The following is a 15946-nucleotide window of genomic DNA, read 5'->3' as shown; positions in this document are numbered from 1 at the left end:
CTCAGGCCGGCGTGACCCAGGTGGTGATGTCGCAGTGGACCACCTCGTCGCCCTTGGTGTCGCGCACGGCGATGTTCACCACGACGTCGCGCCCCTCGGTGAGCGAGTCCCAGTCGATCGGCTCGGCCAGGCGCGCCTCGGCGGTCAGTCGCGTCGTGGCCTTGGCCAGGTATTGGGTGTGCATCTCCTTGGGAATCCACCGGTGCGAGGTGGGGGTGGTCGCCTCCATCAGCATGCCCATCGCGGTTTCGGCGAGGTTGCACGCGGCGATCGCGTGGAAGGTGCCGATGTGGTTGTGGACGCCGAACCAATTGGGTGCCGTCACCTTGCAGTAGCCGGGTTCCATCTCGGTGACCAGGGGCAGGATGGTGCCGAAGTAGGGCACCTTCGCCACCATGCCGGCGGAGAAGAGGGCATTGCCGATCATGTTCTTGGGCAGTCGGCGGCGCAGGGCGTAGGTCGCGCTCGGGCGCGGATTCGCAGAAGACATGACTCGATCTTACTCCACGGTAAGTTCTGCTGTCGCGGTGTGCCATCGCGGACCCCACGTCGCCCGAGTGTCGGTGCGGGACCAAATACCCGCCGCGGGATCGACGAAAGCCGTCACCATCGGCTTAAGTGTCGCTACATTGCGCTATAGCACTGCTCTATTGGGCGGTGTGTGGCAAGCGAGGAGCGCAGGATGCAGAACAAACTCACCCGTCGAGGGGTCGGTGGAGCCGTCATCGGTGCCGCGCTGTCCGGGGCGTTGCTCCTCGGCGTACCGCATGCGGTCGCCGATCCGTCCGATCCGCCGGAACCGGGTCAGAGCAGGATGCAGGGTCCCGGCGGGAACCCGGACAACCAGGGTCCGCCCGAGCCGGGGCAGAACCGGATGCAGGGCCCGGGTGCCAATCCGGACAACCAGGGCCCGCCGGAGCCCGGGTTGAACAGCTACCAACGCCCGGGACCCAACGCCAAGCCGGCGCCGCGCGGCAAGCATCGGACCCCGCCGCGGGGCAAGCGCAAGCCCCCGCCGCCCTGGTGGGGTTCCTAGGCGATACGGGGAAAGAAGAACCGGCCGCGACCAATGAATGGTCGCGGCCGGTTGCTTTGGGGGTGGATCAGCGCGGCGGGTACTGGCCCGGGCGGACGCAGATGGTGTAACCCGAGTAGCGGTTGACGTACTTGGTGCCACGCCACATGAAGCCGCAGCGCTGGTGGGTGCGGATCCACTTGGAGCCGTACTGCGGACCGTGCTTGGGGCCGTGGCGGTAGTCCGGACCCCGGTGGCCGCGGTGGCGGTCGTAACCGCGGTCCCGGTCGCGGTCGTAACCACGGTCGCGGTCATGGCCACGATCACGGTCGTGACCGCGCTGCCCGGGGCCTTGGTGCTGCGGACCCTGCTGGCCGGGACCCTGCGGCTTGGGTCCCTGGTTCTGCGGGCCCTGCTGCTTCGGGCCGTCCTGCTTCGGCCCCTGCTGCTTCGGGCCGTCCTGGCGCGGACCGTCCTGCTTCGGACCGTCCTGCTTCGGACCGTCCTGGCGCGGGCCGTCGTGGCGCGGACCGTTCTGCTGGTCCTGCTGCTGGGTACCGGGGCCCTGACCGGGGGCCGCCATCGCGACGGCGGGCGCGGTGAGGACCGCGCCGGCGATCAGGGGCGCGGCGATGAGCGCGATTCGCTTCTGGAACATCAGTCGGTTCTTTCTGTCGGAGAACTACCGCGGGGTCTCCCGCGGCATTCGAGGTGAAGCCTATGGGGGCGATGTGTCGGGACCAAGGGTTTCCTGTGGTTCCACAACGAGCCCCAACCGACCTCACAACCAACTGCCAGATTCGCCGGAACGGGGGCCGGGGACCGCTCGTCGGCGGATTTGGATTGCACCGAGGCGGTAGTGCATACTTGTCAGGTTGCCTTGATCGGGCAGCGCGGTTTACTGCGGTCTCGATCATGGGAGCCGATACTTCGAGTTCCTCGCGGGAATCGATCGTGTAACGCGTGAAGCAGCAGCCTCACGGACCCGACACGCCCGACCGCGTGGACCGGATGCAGGACCCGTCGCCGATCTCACCGGCGGCACGTACAACGACAGATGAACAGCGTCGATCCCCGGCTGTGTCCGGAGACTGTGATCGCCATGTTGCTTGGCGCCCACGCGTGCGTTCGTCTGTCGAGAACAACTGACGGAAGAGGACAAGCGTGGCGGGACAGAAGATCCGCATCAGGCTCAAGGCCTACGACCACGAGGCGATCGACGCTTCGGCGCGCAAGATCGTGGAAACCGTGACCCGTACGGGTGCGCGGATTGTCGGCCCGGTGCCGTTGCCCACCGAGAAGAACGTGTACTGCGTCATCCGCTCGCCGCACAAGTACAAGGACAGCCGCGAGCACTTCGAGATGCGCACCCACAAGCGACTCATCGACATCCTCGACCCGACGCCGAAGACGGTCGACGCGCTGATGCGCATCGACCTGCCGGCGAGCGTCGATGTGAACATCCAGTAGGCGAGGGATTCGAGCTATGACGAATCAGAGCAGCACGAAGGGTCTGTTGGGCACCAAGCTCGGCATGACCCAGGTGTTCGACGAGAACAACCGAGTTGTCCCGGTGACCGTGGTCCAGGCCGGACCGAACGTGATCACCCAGATCCGCACCCCCGAGCGCGACGGCTACACCGCCGTCCAGGTCGCGTACGGCGCGATCGACCCGCGCAAGGTGAACAAGCCGGTCTCCGGCCAGTTCGCCAAGGCGGGCGTCACGCCGCGCCGCCACCTCGCGGAGATCCGCGTCAACGACGCGAGCGAGTTCGAGGTCGGCCAGGAGCTGACCGCCGAGCTGTTCGCCGAGGGCACGCTGGTCGACGTGACCGGCACCTCCAAGGGCAAGGGCTTTGCCGGCGTCATGAAGCGCCACGGCTTCGCCGGCCTGGGTGCCAGCCACGGTGCGCACCGCGTCCACCGCGCACCCGGCTCGATCGGTGGCTGTGCCACCCCGGGCCGAGTGTTCAAGGGCATGCGCATGGCCGGCCGGATGGGCAACGACAAGGTGACCACGCAGAACCTCACCATCCACAAGGTGGATACCGAGGCGGGTCTGCTGTTGATCAAGGGCGCGATCCCCGGCCGCAAGGGCGGCATCGTGGTCGTGCGTGACGCCGTGAAGGGTGGTGCCAAGTAATCATGAGCACCGAGACCAAGACCAACCTGAAGCTGGACGTGAAGACGGCCGACGGGAAGACCGACGGAACCGTCGAGCTGCCCGCCGAGCTCTTCGACGCACCGGCCAACGTCGCACTGATGCACCAGGTCGTGGTGGCCCAGCTGGCCGCCGCTCGCCAGGGCACGCACTCGACCAAGACCCGTGGCGAAGTCCGCGGCGGTGGCGCCAAGCCGTACCGCCAGAAGGGCACCGGCCGCGCCCGTCAGGGCTCGACCCGCGCGCCGCAGTTCAACGGCGGTGGCACCGTGCACGGCCCGCAGCCGCGCGACTACAGCCAACGCACGCCCAAGAAGATGAAGGCCGCCGCCCTGCGCGGTGCCCTCTCGGACCGGGCGCGCAACGAGCGCATCCACGTCATCACGGAGCTGGTCGCCGGCCAGACCCCGTCGACGAAGTCGGCGCGCAAGTTCCTCGAGGCGCTGAGCGACCGTCGCAAGTTCCTCGTCGTGCTCAGCCGCGAGGATGACGCCGCGTGGCGCAGCGTCGCGAACCTGGGCAACGTCGCCCCGATCGCGCCGGATCAGCTGAACACCTACGACGTGCTGGACTCCGACGAGGTCGTGTTCACCGTCGAGACGCTGAACGCCTTCATCGAGGGCGCCCAGAGCAAGAAAGAGGAGGCCTAGGCATGGCTACGCACGCAGACCCGCGTGACATCATCCTGGCGCCGGTGATCTCGGAGAAGGCCTACGGGCTGATCGAGGACAACGTGTACACCTTCCTGGTGGCGCCGTCGTCGAACAAGACCGAGATCAAGATCGCCGTCGAGAAGATTTTCGACGTGAAGGTGACGAGCGTCAACACCGCCAACCGCCAGGGCAAGCGCAAGCGCAGCCGCGGTGGTTTCGGTCAGCGCAAGGCCACCAAGCGCGCGATCGTGACCCTGGCCGAAGGCAGCAAGCCGATCGAGATCTTCGGGAGCCCGGGCGCCTAGGCGCACCGGTTACCTGGAGACGAGTAGAGGACTTTGACTCATGGCAATTCGTAAGTACAAGCCGACGACCCCGGGTCGTCGCGGTGCGAGCGGCTCGGACTTCGCGGAAGTCACCCGCGACCACCCGGAGAAGTCGCTGGTTCGCCCGCTGCACGGTCGCGGCGGACGCAACGCCCACGGCCGCATCACCACCCGTCACAAGGGTGGCGGGCACAAGCGCGCCTACCGGCTGATCGACTTCCGTCGCAACGACAAGGACGGCGTCAACGCCAAGGTCGCGCACATCGAGTACGACCCCAACCGCACCGCGCGCATCGCGCTGCTGCACTACCTCGACGGCGAGAAGCGCTACATCATCGCGCCGAAGGGGCTCAAGCAGGGCGACATCGTCGAGAGCGGCCCGAACGCGGATATCAAGCCCGGCAACAACCTGCCGATGCGCAATATCCCGACCGGTACGGTCATCCACGCGGTGGAGCTGCGCCCGGGCGGCGGGGCCAAGATGGCCCGCAGTGCCGGCGCCTCGATCCAGCTCCTCGGCAAGGAGGGTCCGTACGCGACCCTGCGCATGCCGTCGGGTGAGATCCGCCGCGTCGACGTGCGCTGCCGCGCCACCGTCGGCGAGGTCGGCAACGCCGAGCAGAGCAACATCAACTGGGGCAAGGCCGGCCGTATGCGCTGGAAGGGCAAGCGCCCGACCGTCCGCGGTGTCGTGATGAACCCGGTCGATCACCCGCACGGCGGTGGTGAGGGTAAGACCTCCGGTGGTCGCCACCCGGTCAGCCCGTGGGGCAAGCCCGAGGGCCGCACCCGCAAGAACAACAAGCCGAGCGACAAGCTCATCGTCCGTCGCCGCCGTACCGGCAAGAACAAGCGATAGCCAGGAGGGAGTAAGAGAATGCCACGCAGCCTCAAGAAGGGCCCGTTCGTCGACGACCACCTCCTCGCGAAGGTGGACGCGCAGAACGAGAAGGGCACGAAGCAGGTCATCAAGACCTGGTCGCGCCGCTCGACCATCATCCCCGACTTCATCGGTCACACCTTCGCCGTCCACGACGGTCGCAAGCACGTGCCGGTGTTCATCTCGGACAACATGGTCGGCCACAAGCTGGGCGAGTTCGCCCCGACCCGTACGTTCAAAGGTCACATCAAGGATGACCGGAAAGCGAAGCGCCGGTAATCATGACTACGAAGACTGACAACCCGCAGGCCCGGGCCACCGCCCGGTTCGTGCGCACGACGCCGATGAAGGCGCGCCGTGTGCTCGCGCTGGTTCGCGGCAAGAAGGTCGACGAGGCGCTGGACATCCTGCGCTTCGCGCCCCAGGCCGCGAGCGAGCCGGTGTACAAGGTGCTCGCCTCGGCCATCGCCAACGCCGAGAACAACCTGGATCTGGATCGCCGGACCCTGGTCGTCGCCGAGGCGTTCGCCGACGAGGGCCCGACCATGAAGCGGTTCCAGCCGCGTGCCCAGGGCCGCGCCTTCCGGATCCGCAAGCGCACCAGCCACATCACCGTGATCGTCGAGAGCGTTTCCGACGCGCCCGCCGCCGGTGGCCGCACCCGGTCGCGCCAGCCCAAGAAGGGAGCCCAGTAGTGGGTCAGAAAATCAACCCGCACGGCTTCCGTCTGGGCATCACCACCGACTGGAGTTCCCGGTGGTACGCCGACAAGCAGTACGCGGACTATGTGAAAGAGGATGTCGCCATCCGCAAGCTCCTCTCGCAGGGGCTGGAGCGCGCCGGCATCGCCAAGGTGGAGATCGAGCGCACGCGTGACCGCGTCCGCGTCGACATCCACACCGCCCGCCCGGGCATCGTCATCGGTCGCCGCGGCGCCGAGGCCGATCGCATCCGCGGCGAGCTGGAGAAGCTCACCGGCAAGCAGGTGCAGCTGAACATCCTCGAGGTCAAGAACGCCGAGTCGCAGGCCCAGTTGGTGGCCCAGGGCATCGCGGAGCAGCTGAGCAACCGCGTGGCGTTCCGCCGCGCGATGCGCAAGGCGATCCAGTCGGCGATGCGCCAGCCCAACGTCAAGGGCATCCGAGTCCAGTGCTCGGGCCGCCTCGGCGGGGCGGAGATGAGCCGCAGCGAGTTCTACCGCGAGGGCCGCGTGCCCCTGCACACGCTGCGCGCCGACATCGACTACGGCCTCTACGAAGCCAAGACGACCTTCGGCCGGATCGGCGTGAAGGTCTGGATCTACAAGGGCGACGTCGTCGGTGGCCGCCGCGAGGCAGTCGCTGCCGCCGCGCCGGCCGACGATCGGCGCTCGCGCCGTCCGAGCCGCCCGCGTCGCAGCGGTGCTTCCGGTACCACCGGGACCAGCACCGAGGCGGGCCGCGCGGCCGAGGCGGCCGGCACCGAGGTCGACGTTGTCGACGTCGTGGTCGAGACGCCCGCGACCGATGCTGCGCCCGCGCAGGATCAGAACCAGGAGAGCTAGCCATGTTGATCCCACGTCGGGTTAAACACCGCAAGCAGCACCACCCCAGCCTCAAGGGCCGGGCCTCCGGCGGCACCAAGGTGACCTTCGGCGACTACGGCATCCAGGCGCTCGAGGGTGCGTACATCACGAACCGGCAGATCGAGTCCGCTCGTATCGCCATCAACCGGCACATCAAGCGTGGCGGCAAGGTGTGGATCAACATCTTCCCCGACCGCCCGCTGACCAAGAAGCCCGCCGAGACCCGCATGGGTTCCGGTAAGGGTTCGCCGGAGTGGTGGGTGGCCCCGGTCAAGCCGGGCCGCGTGCTCTTCGAGATGACCTACCCCAACGAGGAGATTGCCCGCGAGGCCCTGCGCCGCGCGCAGCACAAGCTCCCGATCAAGACCCGTATCGTGACGCGAGAGGAGCGCTTCTGATGGCACTGGGAACCGCCGCTGCCGACCTGCGCGAGCTCGACGACGCCGGACTGCTCGACCGACTCAAGGAGTCCAAGGAAGAGCTGTTCAACCTGCGCTTCCAGACGGCCACCGGGTCGTTGGACAACAACCGCCGGTTGCGCGTCGTGCGTCGTGAGATCGCCCGGATCTACACCGTGATGCGCGAGCGCGAGCTCGGCCTCGCCGGTGGTCCGGAGGCGCAGGCATGAGTGAGGAAAAGAACGTGAGCACCACTGAAGACACCCGTAACCGCCGCAAAGAGCGGATTGGCTACGTGGTCAGCGACAAGATGCAGAAGACGATCGTCGTCGAGCTGGAGGACCGCAAGTCCCACCCGCTGTACGGCAAGATCATCCGCACCACCAGCAAGGTGAAGGCCCACGACGAGAACGGGGATGCCGGCATCGGCGACCGCGTGCGTCTGATGGAGACCCGCCCGACCAGCGCCACCAAGCGCTGGCGCCTGGTGGAGGTGCTCGAGAAGGCCAAGTAGGCCCCTCGCGCTTCTGCGAATCGAATATCCGGCGACGGCCCGCTCCCTTTCGGGGGCGGGCCGTCGTCGTTTTCCCGCATTCTTATGCGGTTCTGACGTGTCAGTCTTATTATTTGGGGATGTTGAGTCGAGTCGACGAAGCGCGCTACCGGCCGCCGCTGGCCGTCCGGGCGCAAGCTGCACGCAAATATGACTGGATCGTCCGGCTGCACGGCAAACGCGGCCGTCGGGCGCTGGAGATCGCCGAGGCGCCGCGGGCCGACGACGGCTTCTTCGGCCCCGAGTCGATCAGCTGGAAGGTGTACGACAACATCCTCGTCGCGGGCATGGGCGCCCTGTCGGGGCTGGTCATCGCGGTGTTCGACCCGATCGGCGGCTACGGCGTCGGCCAGCACAGCTACTACCAGTCCGACACCCTGACCCGGGTCCGCCGGAGCCTCCGATTCTTCGCCGGCGCGGTTCTCGGCGACACCGCGACGGCGCGCAAGGTCGGCGTCGACCTGTTCCGCACCCACTCCCACATCAACGGCACCATCCCGTCGACGGGGGAGGAGTTCCGGGCCAATCACGTCGAGGCGTTGAAGTTCACCTACGTCATGGGCTGGCCGCATCTGTGGCGGGCCTACAAGCTGTACGGCGATCCGAATGCCACCGCCGAGGAGGAACGGCAGTTCTACGCCGAGCAGCATATGGTCGGCGAATTGCTGGGCATCCCCGTCGGCGAACTGCCGTTGACCCCCGAAGAGGTGCAAGCCTGGGTCGAGCGGGCCGAACGCGAGATCGTCGCCAACACCCGGCCCGCCCAAGACCTGGTCGACTTCCTGTTCCATCCGCGGTGGACGCCGCTGTGGCCGATGGCCGTGCTCAAGCCGGGGCTGGCGGTCGGCATGTGGTCGACGGTCCCGTTGCTGACGCCCTACGTCCGCGAGATCAGCGGATTGGGGATCCGCCCCTGGCGGACCAGGTTGTCGGTGCAGGTGATCCGGCAGGTCTCGCGAATCGTGCAGTCCCCGTTGCTGCAGGCCGCGGTCCTCGTCCCGTTCGCCCCCGAGACGTGGGGGTACCAGCAGAACGCGATGCGACACACCCCCGGCACGGGCCGGGTGCCGTTCGCCGGCGACCCGGGGCTGCACTTGCAGCGGGGCAAGGGCGGTACCTTGCCCGCGGCGCCGGTGACCGTCGACGAGCCCGCGCTGGAGGCGCGCCGATGACCCGCATCGATGTCATCGCCAACGAGCGGCTGATCGACGACCGGCAACAACTGCACGAGATACAGGACTATTGGGCGAAGGGGCCCCTCGCCCTGATCTTCCTGCGCCAATTCGGCAGCGCCTTCGCGGTGAGTCAGGCGCGGGCGTTCAACCGGCACTACGACGAGATCCGCGATCTGGGTGCCGACCTCGTCTTCGTCGGGCTGGGCAACTCGATGGAGGGCTACGTGTTCCGGGAGCGCACCGCCACCCGATATCCGGTGCTGACGACCCACGATCGGGCGCTCCATCGGACGATGGGGCTGTGGCGCGATGCGCGAGAGCCGCTGCGCCCGACGAACCTCGTCCCGCTGTTGCGCGTGATGGCCACCGAGCGGGTCTACCCGTACGGCCGCACCGGGGACAACGCCCAGCTGGGCGGCGCCTTCGTCGCCACCCGCGGCGGGCAACGGGTCGTGTACAGCCACCGGGCGGCGCGGATCCATCAGACCGCGCCCGTCGACGAGGTGCTGCGCGCGCTGACCGAGGCGTCGACCGTGCGGGTGGAATCGCGATAGGACCCGACGCCGCGTCCTCAGTGCCCGCGGTCGCCGGCGGCCAGCAGCGCGCTGGGCAGGTCGTGCCCGACCACCCGCTGTGCGACGGCGGCCGCCGCGATGGCGCGCTCCAGATCGACGTCGACGGTGATCCCGCTGTCGCGCAGCAGGTAGACGAGGTCTTCGGTGGCGATGTTGCCGGTCGCCCCGGGAGCGAACGGGCAGCCTCCCAAACCGCCGGTCGACGCGTCGAGGCGGGTGACGCCGGCGGAGACGGCCGCATAGGCGCTGGCCAGCCCGGCGCCGCGCGTGTTGTGGAAATGGCAGCTCAACGGCAGGTCGCCGATCAACGGCGCGATTGCTTCGACGACCGCGGTCACCCGGCTGGGGACGGCGGTGCCGATGGTGTCGGCGATCATGATCCGGTCGGCGCCGCCCGCCACGGCCGCGTCGACGACCCGCTGGACCCGCTCGATCGGCGTCGGGCCGTCGAACGGGCAATCCCACACGGTGGCGATCGCGATCTCCACCGCCGCACCGCCGTCGTGGCCCATCTCGACGATCTCGGGAATGGCCGCGACGGCCTCGTCGGTGCTCCGCCCGACGTTGGCGCGGCTGAAACCGTCGGTGGCCGCGACCACGTACTCGACGGAGTCGAATCCGGCGGCGAGGGCGCGCTTCACGCCGTTCTGGCTGGCCACGAGGGCGGAGAACGCGACGTCGGGGTAGCGGCTCAACTCGGTGGCGAGTTCGGCTGCATCCGCCATCGCGGGGACCTTGCTCGGCGAGACGAAGGCGGTGGCCTCGATCTCGGTGACGCCGGTGGCCACCACCGCGTCGAGCAGTGCCAGCTTCTGCTCGAGCGTGACCGGCTTCTCGATCTGCAAGCCGTCGCGCAGTGCGACGTCGCGGATGGTCACATGCGTCATACGATCCCTTCCTCGCGCAGGGCGGCGACCTCGTCGGCGGAGTAGCCGAGCAGGTCGCGCAACACCTCGTCGTTGTGCTGACCGGACCGCGCCGGTCCGGCCGAGCGGATCTCGCCGGGCGACTCGGAGAGCTTCGGCACGATCCCCGGACCCTTCACAGTGCGGCCGATCCGCTCGTCGTAATGGTCGACGATCATGTCGCGGGCGAGCAGCTGCGGGTCGGTGACGACCTGCGCGACGGTGTTGATCGGACCGCACACCACGCCGGCCGCGGTCAGGGCTTCGGTGATCTCGTCGGGGGAGTGCTTCGCCGCCCAGGAACCGATGATCGCGTCGAGTTCGTCCTGGTGGGCGCCGCGGGCGTTGTGGTCGGCGTAGTCGGGATCGTCGGCGAGTCCGGGCTGCCCCATCGCACCGCACAGGCGGCGGAAGACGGTGTCCTGGTTGGCGGCGATGACCAGCCAGGTGCCGTCGGCGGCCTGATAGATATTCGACGGTGCCAATCCCTCGAGCCGGGTGCCCGACGGTCCGCGGATCACTCCGCCGACGTCGTAATCGGGAATGGTCGACTCCTGCACCGCCAGGCAGGCCTCGAGCAGCGCGGTGTCGACCACCTGCCCGCGCCCGGTGACCGTGCGGCGGTAGAGGGCGGCCAGTGCGCCCTGGGCGGCGAACATCCCGGCCAGGCTGTCGCCGAGGGAGATGGCCAGCCGGGGCGGTGGGCCGCCCGGGAATCCGTTCATGTGGCGCAACCCGCTGGCCGCCTCGGCGACCGACGCGTAGCCGGCCTTCGCCGCATCCGGGCCGGTCTGGCCGTACCCGGACACGCGGACCAGGATGATCCCCGGATTGGTCGCGGACAGCACGTCATATCCCAGATCCCATTTCTCCAGGGTGCCGGGGCGGAAGTTCTCGACGACGATGTCGCTGCAGGTGACCAGGTCTAGGAATACCCGACGACCCGCGGGCGCCCGCAGGTCCAGGGTCACCGCCTTCTTGTTGCGCGCGTGGACGGTCCAGAGCAGCCGGTGCCCGTCGACGTCGACCTGGCCCCAGGTGCGGATCGGGTCCGGATGATCGGGCGGTTCGATCTTGATGACCTCGGCGCCCATATCGCCGAGCAGCCGCCCGGCGAAGGGGCCCGAGATCAGCGTGCCGATCTCGAGTACGCGGATGCCGTCGAGGGCGCCGGTCATGGGCGCGCTGTCGTCGTCGAAGTCACGTCGACGATTATCCCCCGTGATGGTCTCGATAGGGCCTTCGTCTAACGAGGTCTCGATACGGTTCCTCGCCTAGCGGGGTCTCGATACGGTTCCTCGCCTAGCGGCTCGGATCCACTCGACCACCGTCGGATCCGCCGACTCGACCACCTTTACGGTGGTCGAGTGCCGACGAGGCGCTAGCCGAGTCGGTGTATCGAGACCGACCACCCATCCACGGTGGTCGAGTGCCGGCGAGGCGCTAGCCGAGTCGGTGTATCGAGACCCGCCGAAGGATCGCATCGAGACCGACCATCTACTTACGGTGGTCGAGTGCCGGCGAGGCGCTAGCCGAGTCGGTGTATCGAGACCCAGTGGCGAAGCCGAATCGCCGGGCTAGACCTGGTCGGCGGTGCCGGTGGCGTCGTGGTTGATCGCGGCGGCTTTCGCGGAGATCCAGTCGACGAAGGCCAGGCCGATGGCCGAGGCGATGAAGGCCATGTGGATGATCGTCTGCCACATCAGCTTGTCGCCGCCGTGCGGCTCGTTGACCGTGGAACCCGCCTCGATGAACGACTTGAGCAGGTGGATCGAGGAGATGCCGATGATCGACATCGCCAGCTTCACCTTCAGCACGTTGGGATTCACGTGCGAGAGCCATTCCGGTTTATCCGGATGCGACTCCATGCCGATGCGCGAGACGAAGGTCTCGTAGCCGCCGATGATGACCATGATGAGGAGGTTCGCGATCATCACCACGTCGACGAGGCCGAGGACGATCAGCATCACCTTCTCCTCGGAGAGGTGGCTGAAATCGGTGACGAGGTGGATGAGTTCCTTCCAGAACACGACCACGTACACCGCCTGGGCGACGATGAGTCCGATGTAGAGGGGCGCCTGCAGCCAGCGGCTGATGAAGATCGACGAGCCGACGAATCGGACGAAGCTCTCCTGCGCCGGATGGCGCGGGGATACCTGCGGGGCGGGCGACGATTTGATGTCTGTCATAGCGCGAATCAGCCTAACCCACGCATAACGGACGAATCAGTCGGCCGCCCGGACCTCGATCCCGACGTTGTTCTCCATTCCGCCGCGCAGCTTGGAGAAGAAGCCGAACGCCCGGCCGATCAGGCCGTAGCGACGATTGATCGCGTCGTAGACGATCGCGGTATCCGACGACGGGAGCAAGGTCGCCGTCGCCTCCACCGCCTCACCCTTGACGTTGCCGCGGAAGTCGCACCGGGCCAGCGTGACTCGGGGGGTGTTGCGGATCCGCTTGACCTTCCAGGCGTCGGACTCGGAGATGATCCAGTAGCGGCCCTGCCCGGAGGGGGACGGACATATCCAGACCGGCGTCGGCTTGGGCGTCCCGTTCTTGGTAAACGTCGTCAGGCTCACGTATTTGGAGCGGGCCACCTCGTCGAATGTTGGTTCCATGATCCTGCTTTACCTCCTGGGGTCTCGAGCGTCAATGCCGCGACGTCGCCGCGCGGGCGTAGCCGCGCAAGGCGGGAACGGTGAAGATCGCGACGGAGGCGAGCGACCAGGCCAGCACGACCAGGAGGTCGTGGGCGACCGGACCGCCCGCGGCCAGATGGCGCATGACGTCGATCGCCGGGGTCATCGGTTGGTTGCGGACCAGGGGTTGCAGCCAACCGGGATAGCCGTGCGCCGGTGCGAAACCGGAATTGAAGAACATCAACAGGCTGGTGAGCAGCGACAGCAGCGGGACCACCGGGGCGCCGGTGGGAAAGGAGACGGCCAGCGCCAGGACCATGACCGCGAATCCGCCGCCGAAGACCAGGGCGACGCCGAACAGTCCGACGGCCGGGCCGATGCCCTGCGTGAACCGGAATCCGATCGCATATCCCGCGACCACCAGCAGGGCGGTGGTGACGAGGATGCGGATGAGTTCGGTGAGCAGCCGCGACCCCAGATCGGCGCCCCGGCTGATCGGGAGCGTGGCCAGCCGACCGAGAAGGCCGGAGCTGCGCTCGACGTTGAGTTTCATCGCCGCGGCCATCGAACCGGCCATCGCGCTGACGATGATGACCAGCGGGACGGTGCCGAAAGCGCTGTTCTGTCCGGTGGCCGAGCCGACCACGTCGCCGAGCACCACCTTGAACATGACCATCGTCAGGATCGGTACGCCCAGCACGGTCATCACCGACATGGGATCGCGCCCCCACACCCGCAGCTGTCGACCGGTGAGGATCAGGGTCTGGGCGGGCCAGCCCAGGGCGGCGGGCGACGATGCGTGGGTGAGGACGTCGCGACGACCCGCCTGCGCGGTCGCCGTCCCCGTCGGCGCGCTCATCGCCGCATGGTCTTCCGTGCGGCGAGCACCATCAGTGCGACGGCGACGGCGGCGAGAACCGCGATCCACATCACCGAGGCGCCGAGTCGGTTGGCCGTGCCCGTCGCCCCGTCCAGGTGGCGCATCGTCTCCGCCCACACCGAGATCGGCTGGTTCTCCGCGAAACCGCGGATCCACGTCGGAAAGCGCTGCGCTGGGGCGAATCCGGTGGAGACCATCCCGAGGATCAGGATGGGCAACGTCAAGACCTGGCTGGTGGCCTCCGGCGACGGCGCGACGACGCCCAGTGCGTCGCCGATCGCCATCAGGCAGGCGCCGATCGCGGCCGCGATGGCGATCAGGGCGAGGGTCCCGGAGACGCCGCCGCCCGGACGCCAGCCGATGATCAGCACCGCGATCGCGCCGCAGACCAGGGAGATGCCCAGCAGCAGGAGGTTCGCGCTGAAGCGGGCGGCCGGTGCGACGACGGCCGGCATCGGCAGGGTGGCGAACCGCGTGGTGATCCCGTTCTGTCGGTCGAGGGCGGAGCGCATGGCCGCCGAGGAGGCGGTGAACGCCGTTGACTGCAGCACGATGATCGGCATCAGGAACTGGGCGTAGCCCATCCCGGGCACGTCCATGATGTTGCGCAGGGGCAGGTAGAAGCAGACCGCGAGGAAGGCCGGCGAGAGGAAGGCCATCACGACCTCCCCGTTGACGACCACGCCGCGCATCGCCCGCGCCGACAGCGCCCACCACTGACCGACGGCGTTGGGATGCGCGGCGCCCGCCGGGGAGGGCACCGCCGTCGCGACCCCGGCGCTCACGGGAGCCGGCCCGGTGCGGTCAGTGCGAGGAAGACGTCGTCGAGGGAGGGGCGGCGCATGGTGATGTCGGCCAGCTCGATGCCGGCGTCGGTGGTGCGGCGCACGATCTCGACGAGGACATCGGTGCCGGTGGGGGCCGGGATGGACAGCGACACCTCGCCGCGGTGACCGGCCCCGGCGCCGATGAGGTCGGCCAACACCGTCTCCAGGTGGGGCAGTTCGGCCAGATGCGCCGGGGTCACGTCGCAGAACGTGCCGCCGGTCTGCTCCTTGAGCTGTGCCGCGGTCCCCTCGGCGATGACCCGGCCGTGGTCGATCACGACGATCTCGTCGGCGAGCAGATCGGCCTCTTCGAGGTACTGGGTGGTCAGCAGGATGGTGACGCCCTGGTCCCGCAGGCGTTCGACCAGCGACCACACCTCCTGGCGGCTGCGGGGGTCCAGCCCGGTCGTCGGCTCGTCGAGGAAGACGACCTCGGGTGCGGTGACCAGGCCGCAGGCGAGGTCGACGCGCCTGCGCATACCGCCGGAATAGGTGGAGACCTTCCTGGCCCCGGCGTCGGCCAGGTCGAACAGGGAGAGCAGTTCGTCGGCGCGGGCTTGGGCGGCGGGCTTGCGCAACCCCTGCAGGCGCCCGAACAGGACGAGGTTCTCGCGGCCGGACAGCGACTCGTCGAGTGCCGCGAACTGACCGGTCAACGCGATCTTGCGCCGGACCTCCCGGGCCGCGGTCACGACGTCGTGCCCGGCGACGACGGCGGTGCCCGCATCGGGCTTGAGCAGGGTGGTCAGCAGGTTGACCGTGGTGGTCTTGCCCGCGCCGTTGGGGCCGAGTAGCGCGAGCACCGTGCCGGGGGCCACCGAGAAGGAGATGCCGTCGACCACGGTGTTCTCGCCGAAGGACTTGGTCAGCCCGCCGACCTTGATGGTCGGCTCGCTCAACGGGACGCGCGGCCGGGCGATGCGGGAGGCCGCGGTGCGCACCGGTACCGGGTCGGGGTCGGCCTGCGGGACCGGGGCGACGGCGGTCGCGGGCCGCACGGCGGCGTCCGTCGGCGCGGGGCCAACGAGATCCCCGGTACCGGCCGCCGACGGCTCACTGCCGTAGTAGTCGTCGTAGACCTGCGGGGAATCCGCCTCGACCGGCGTGATGTTCGGCGTCGACGGCTGCGGGTCGCCGGTCGGCGTGATGTTGCGCGACGCGGGCGCGACGGCCGGCCCGGACGCCCGCACCGACGGCGTGTCCGGTTCGCCGGGATCGGGCTCGGGGGCGCCCGGCCGCGCCTGCACCGCCGCCGCGTCGTCGGTACCGTGGGAGCGGTGACCGGCGCGAACCACCCGGTGGTCGGGCTCGTTATAGGCTCCCAATTTGGCGGTTCCCCTCGTCGTCTCGTCATGCGTGCCGGTAACCGTCCGCTGCTCCGGCGGTGTCACGCGG

23 protein-coding genes are annotated in these 15946 nt (G+C 68.5%); 14 read left to right on the top strand and 9 right to left on the bottom strand.

The features are described from left to right. Position 1: 1 nt before the first annotated feature. A complete protein-coding gene (locus tag HUN08_RS14170) occupies positions 2-490 on the bottom strand; it encodes a hotdog fold domain-containing protein (RefSeq protein ID WP_124246703.1) in 489 nt (162 codons plus the stop codon). 192 nt (positions 491-682) lie between these two features. Between HUN08_RS14170 and HUN08_RS14165 the strand changes: the two genes are divergently transcribed. After that, the gene (locus HUN08_RS14165; protein WP_124246704.1) at positions 683-1036 is read left to right on the top strand and encodes a hypothetical protein; all 354 of its coding nucleotides are present in this window, start codon (positions 683-685) and stop codon (positions 1034-1036) included. A gap of 67 nt (positions 1037-1103) precedes the next feature. Here the strand turns inward: HUN08_RS14165 and HUN08_RS14160 are convergent, their stop codons facing one another. Then, a complete protein-coding gene (locus HUN08_RS14160) occupies positions 1104-1673 on the bottom strand; it encodes a hypothetical protein (RefSeq protein ID WP_174900847.1) in 570 nt (189 codons plus the stop codon). A gap of 506 nt (positions 1674-2179) precedes the next feature. On the opposite strand from HUN08_RS14160, the gene rpsJ reads away from it, so the two are divergent. The 13 genes from rpsJ to HUN08_RS14095 all read left to right on the top strand — a co-directional run bounded on the left by rpsJ (position 2180) and on the right by HUN08_RS14095 (position 9279). Further along, positions 2180-2485, top strand: coding sequence for a 30S ribosomal protein S10 (gene rpsJ, locus HUN08_RS14155; protein WP_007318892.1), 306 nt, complete (start codon positions 2180-2182; stop codon positions 2483-2485). 16 nt (positions 2486-2501) lie between these two features. Continuing rightward, complete coding sequence (rplC, locus tag HUN08_RS14150; protein WP_124246705.1) at positions 2502-3158, top strand: 50S ribosomal protein L3; 657 nt, start codon at positions 2502-2504, stop codon at positions 3156-3158. A gap of 2 nt (positions 3159-3160) precedes the next feature. Continuing rightward, complete coding sequence (rplD, locus tag HUN08_RS14145; RefSeq protein ID WP_124246706.1) at positions 3161-3826, top strand: 50S ribosomal protein L4; 666 nt, start codon at positions 3161-3163, stop codon at positions 3824-3826. 2 nt (positions 3827-3828) lie between these two features. Beyond that, positions 3829-4134 (top strand): 50S ribosomal protein L23, encoded by a 306-nt coding sequence (rplW, locus tag HUN08_RS14140; RefSeq protein ID WP_124246707.1) that lies wholly within the window; start codon positions 3829-3831, stop codon positions 4132-4134. Between the two features lie 40 nt (positions 4135-4174). After that, the gene (gene rplB / locus HUN08_RS14135; protein ID WP_124246708.1) at positions 4175-5014 is read left to right on the top strand and encodes a 50S ribosomal protein L2; all 840 of its coding nucleotides are present in this window, start codon (positions 4175-4177) and stop codon (positions 5012-5014) included. Between the two features lie 18 nt (positions 5015-5032). Continuing rightward, positions 5033-5314: a 30S ribosomal protein S19 gene (gene rpsS / locus HUN08_RS14130; RefSeq protein ID WP_005193585.1), complete on the top strand. Its 282-nt coding sequence runs from the start codon at positions 5033-5035 to the stop codon at positions 5312-5314. Positions 5315-5316: 2 nt separating this feature from the next. Then, positions 5317-5730, top strand: a complete 414-nt coding sequence (gene rplV, locus HUN08_RS14125) for a 50S ribosomal protein L22 (RefSeq protein WP_124246709.1) — start codon at positions 5317-5319, stop codon at positions 5728-5730. Further along, positions 5730-6578: a 30S ribosomal protein S3 gene (gene rpsC / locus HUN08_RS14120; RefSeq protein WP_124246710.1), complete on the top strand. Its 849-nt coding sequence runs from the start codon at positions 5730-5732 to the stop codon at positions 6576-6578. Before rplV ends, rpsC begins: the two co-directional genes overlap by 1 nt. Before the next feature lie 2 nt (positions 6579-6580). Further along, the gene (gene rplP / locus HUN08_RS14115) at positions 6581-6997 is read left to right on the top strand and encodes a 50S ribosomal protein L16 (protein WP_007320503.1); all 417 of its coding nucleotides are present in this window, start codon (positions 6581-6583) and stop codon (positions 6995-6997) included. Beyond that, entirely contained in the window at positions 6997-7227 is a 231-nt protein-coding gene (gene rpmC / locus HUN08_RS14110) for a 50S ribosomal protein L29 (RefSeq protein WP_124246711.1), read from the top strand. Before rplP ends, rpmC begins: the two co-directional genes overlap by 1 nt. Continuing rightward, positions 7224-7511 (top strand): 30S ribosomal protein S17, encoded by a 288-nt coding sequence (gene rpsQ / locus HUN08_RS14105; protein ID WP_124246712.1) that lies wholly within the window; start codon positions 7224-7226, stop codon positions 7509-7511. The genes rpmC and rpsQ overlap by 4 nt, the downstream gene beginning before the upstream one ends. A 119-nt stretch (positions 7512-7630) precedes the next feature. Continuing rightward, the gene (locus tag HUN08_RS14100; protein WP_124246713.1) at positions 7631-8722 is read left to right on the top strand and encodes an oxygenase MpaB family protein; all 1092 of its coding nucleotides are present in this window, start codon (positions 7631-7633) and stop codon (positions 8720-8722) included. Further along, on the top strand, positions 8719-9279 hold the full coding sequence (locus HUN08_RS14095; RefSeq protein WP_124246714.1) for a peroxiredoxin-like family protein: 561 nt from the start codon (positions 8719-8721) through the stop codon (positions 9277-9279). The genes HUN08_RS14100 and HUN08_RS14095 overlap by 4 nt, the downstream gene beginning before the upstream one ends. 17 nt (positions 9280-9296) lie before the next feature. Here the strand turns inward: HUN08_RS14095 and HUN08_RS14090 are convergent, their stop codons facing one another. The 7 genes from HUN08_RS14090 to HUN08_RS14060 form a co-directional block, all read right to left on the bottom strand. Next, complete coding sequence (locus HUN08_RS14090) at positions 9297-10187, bottom strand: hydroxymethylglutaryl-CoA lyase (RefSeq protein ID WP_124246715.1); 891 nt, start codon at positions 10185-10187, stop codon at positions 9297-9299. Beyond that, positions 10184-11383, bottom strand: coding sequence for a CaiB/BaiF CoA-transferase family protein (locus tag HUN08_RS14085; protein WP_124246716.1), 1200 nt, complete (start codon positions 11381-11383; stop codon positions 10184-10186). The genes HUN08_RS14090 and HUN08_RS14085 overlap by 4 nt, the downstream gene beginning before the upstream one ends. 399 nt (positions 11384-11782) lie before the next feature. Then, a complete protein-coding gene (locus HUN08_RS14080) occupies positions 11783-12394 on the bottom strand; it encodes a TIGR00645 family protein (protein ID WP_165353396.1) in 612 nt (203 codons plus the stop codon). A gap of 36 nt (positions 12395-12430) precedes the next feature. Further along, positions 12431-12823: a PPOX class F420-dependent oxidoreductase gene (locus tag HUN08_RS14075; RefSeq protein WP_124246717.1), complete on the bottom strand. Its 393-nt coding sequence runs from the start codon at positions 12821-12823 to the stop codon at positions 12431-12433. Positions 12824-12854: 31 nt separating this feature from the next. Beyond that, complete coding sequence (locus tag HUN08_RS14070; RefSeq protein WP_124246718.1) at positions 12855-13703, bottom strand: ABC transporter permease; 849 nt, start codon at positions 13701-13703, stop codon at positions 12855-12857. After that, complete coding sequence (locus HUN08_RS14065; RefSeq protein ID WP_301546744.1) at positions 13700-14509, bottom strand: ABC transporter permease; 810 nt, start codon at positions 14507-14509, stop codon at positions 13700-13702. Before HUN08_RS14065 ends, HUN08_RS14070 begins: the two co-directional genes overlap by 4 nt. Further along, a complete protein-coding gene (locus HUN08_RS14060) occupies positions 14506-15876 on the bottom strand; it encodes an ATP-binding cassette domain-containing protein (protein WP_301546743.1) in 1371 nt (456 codons plus the stop codon). The genes HUN08_RS14065 and HUN08_RS14060 overlap by 4 nt, the downstream gene beginning before the upstream one ends. Positions 15877-15946 lie beyond the last annotated feature (70 nt).

Source organism: Gordonia sp. X0973 (assembly GCF_013348785.1).
In the GTDB taxonomy this organism is placed as follows: Bacteria; Actinomycetota; Actinomycetes; order Mycobacteriales; family Mycobacteriaceae; genus Gordonia.
This window is presented reverse-complemented; position numbering and strand designations above follow the sequence as displayed.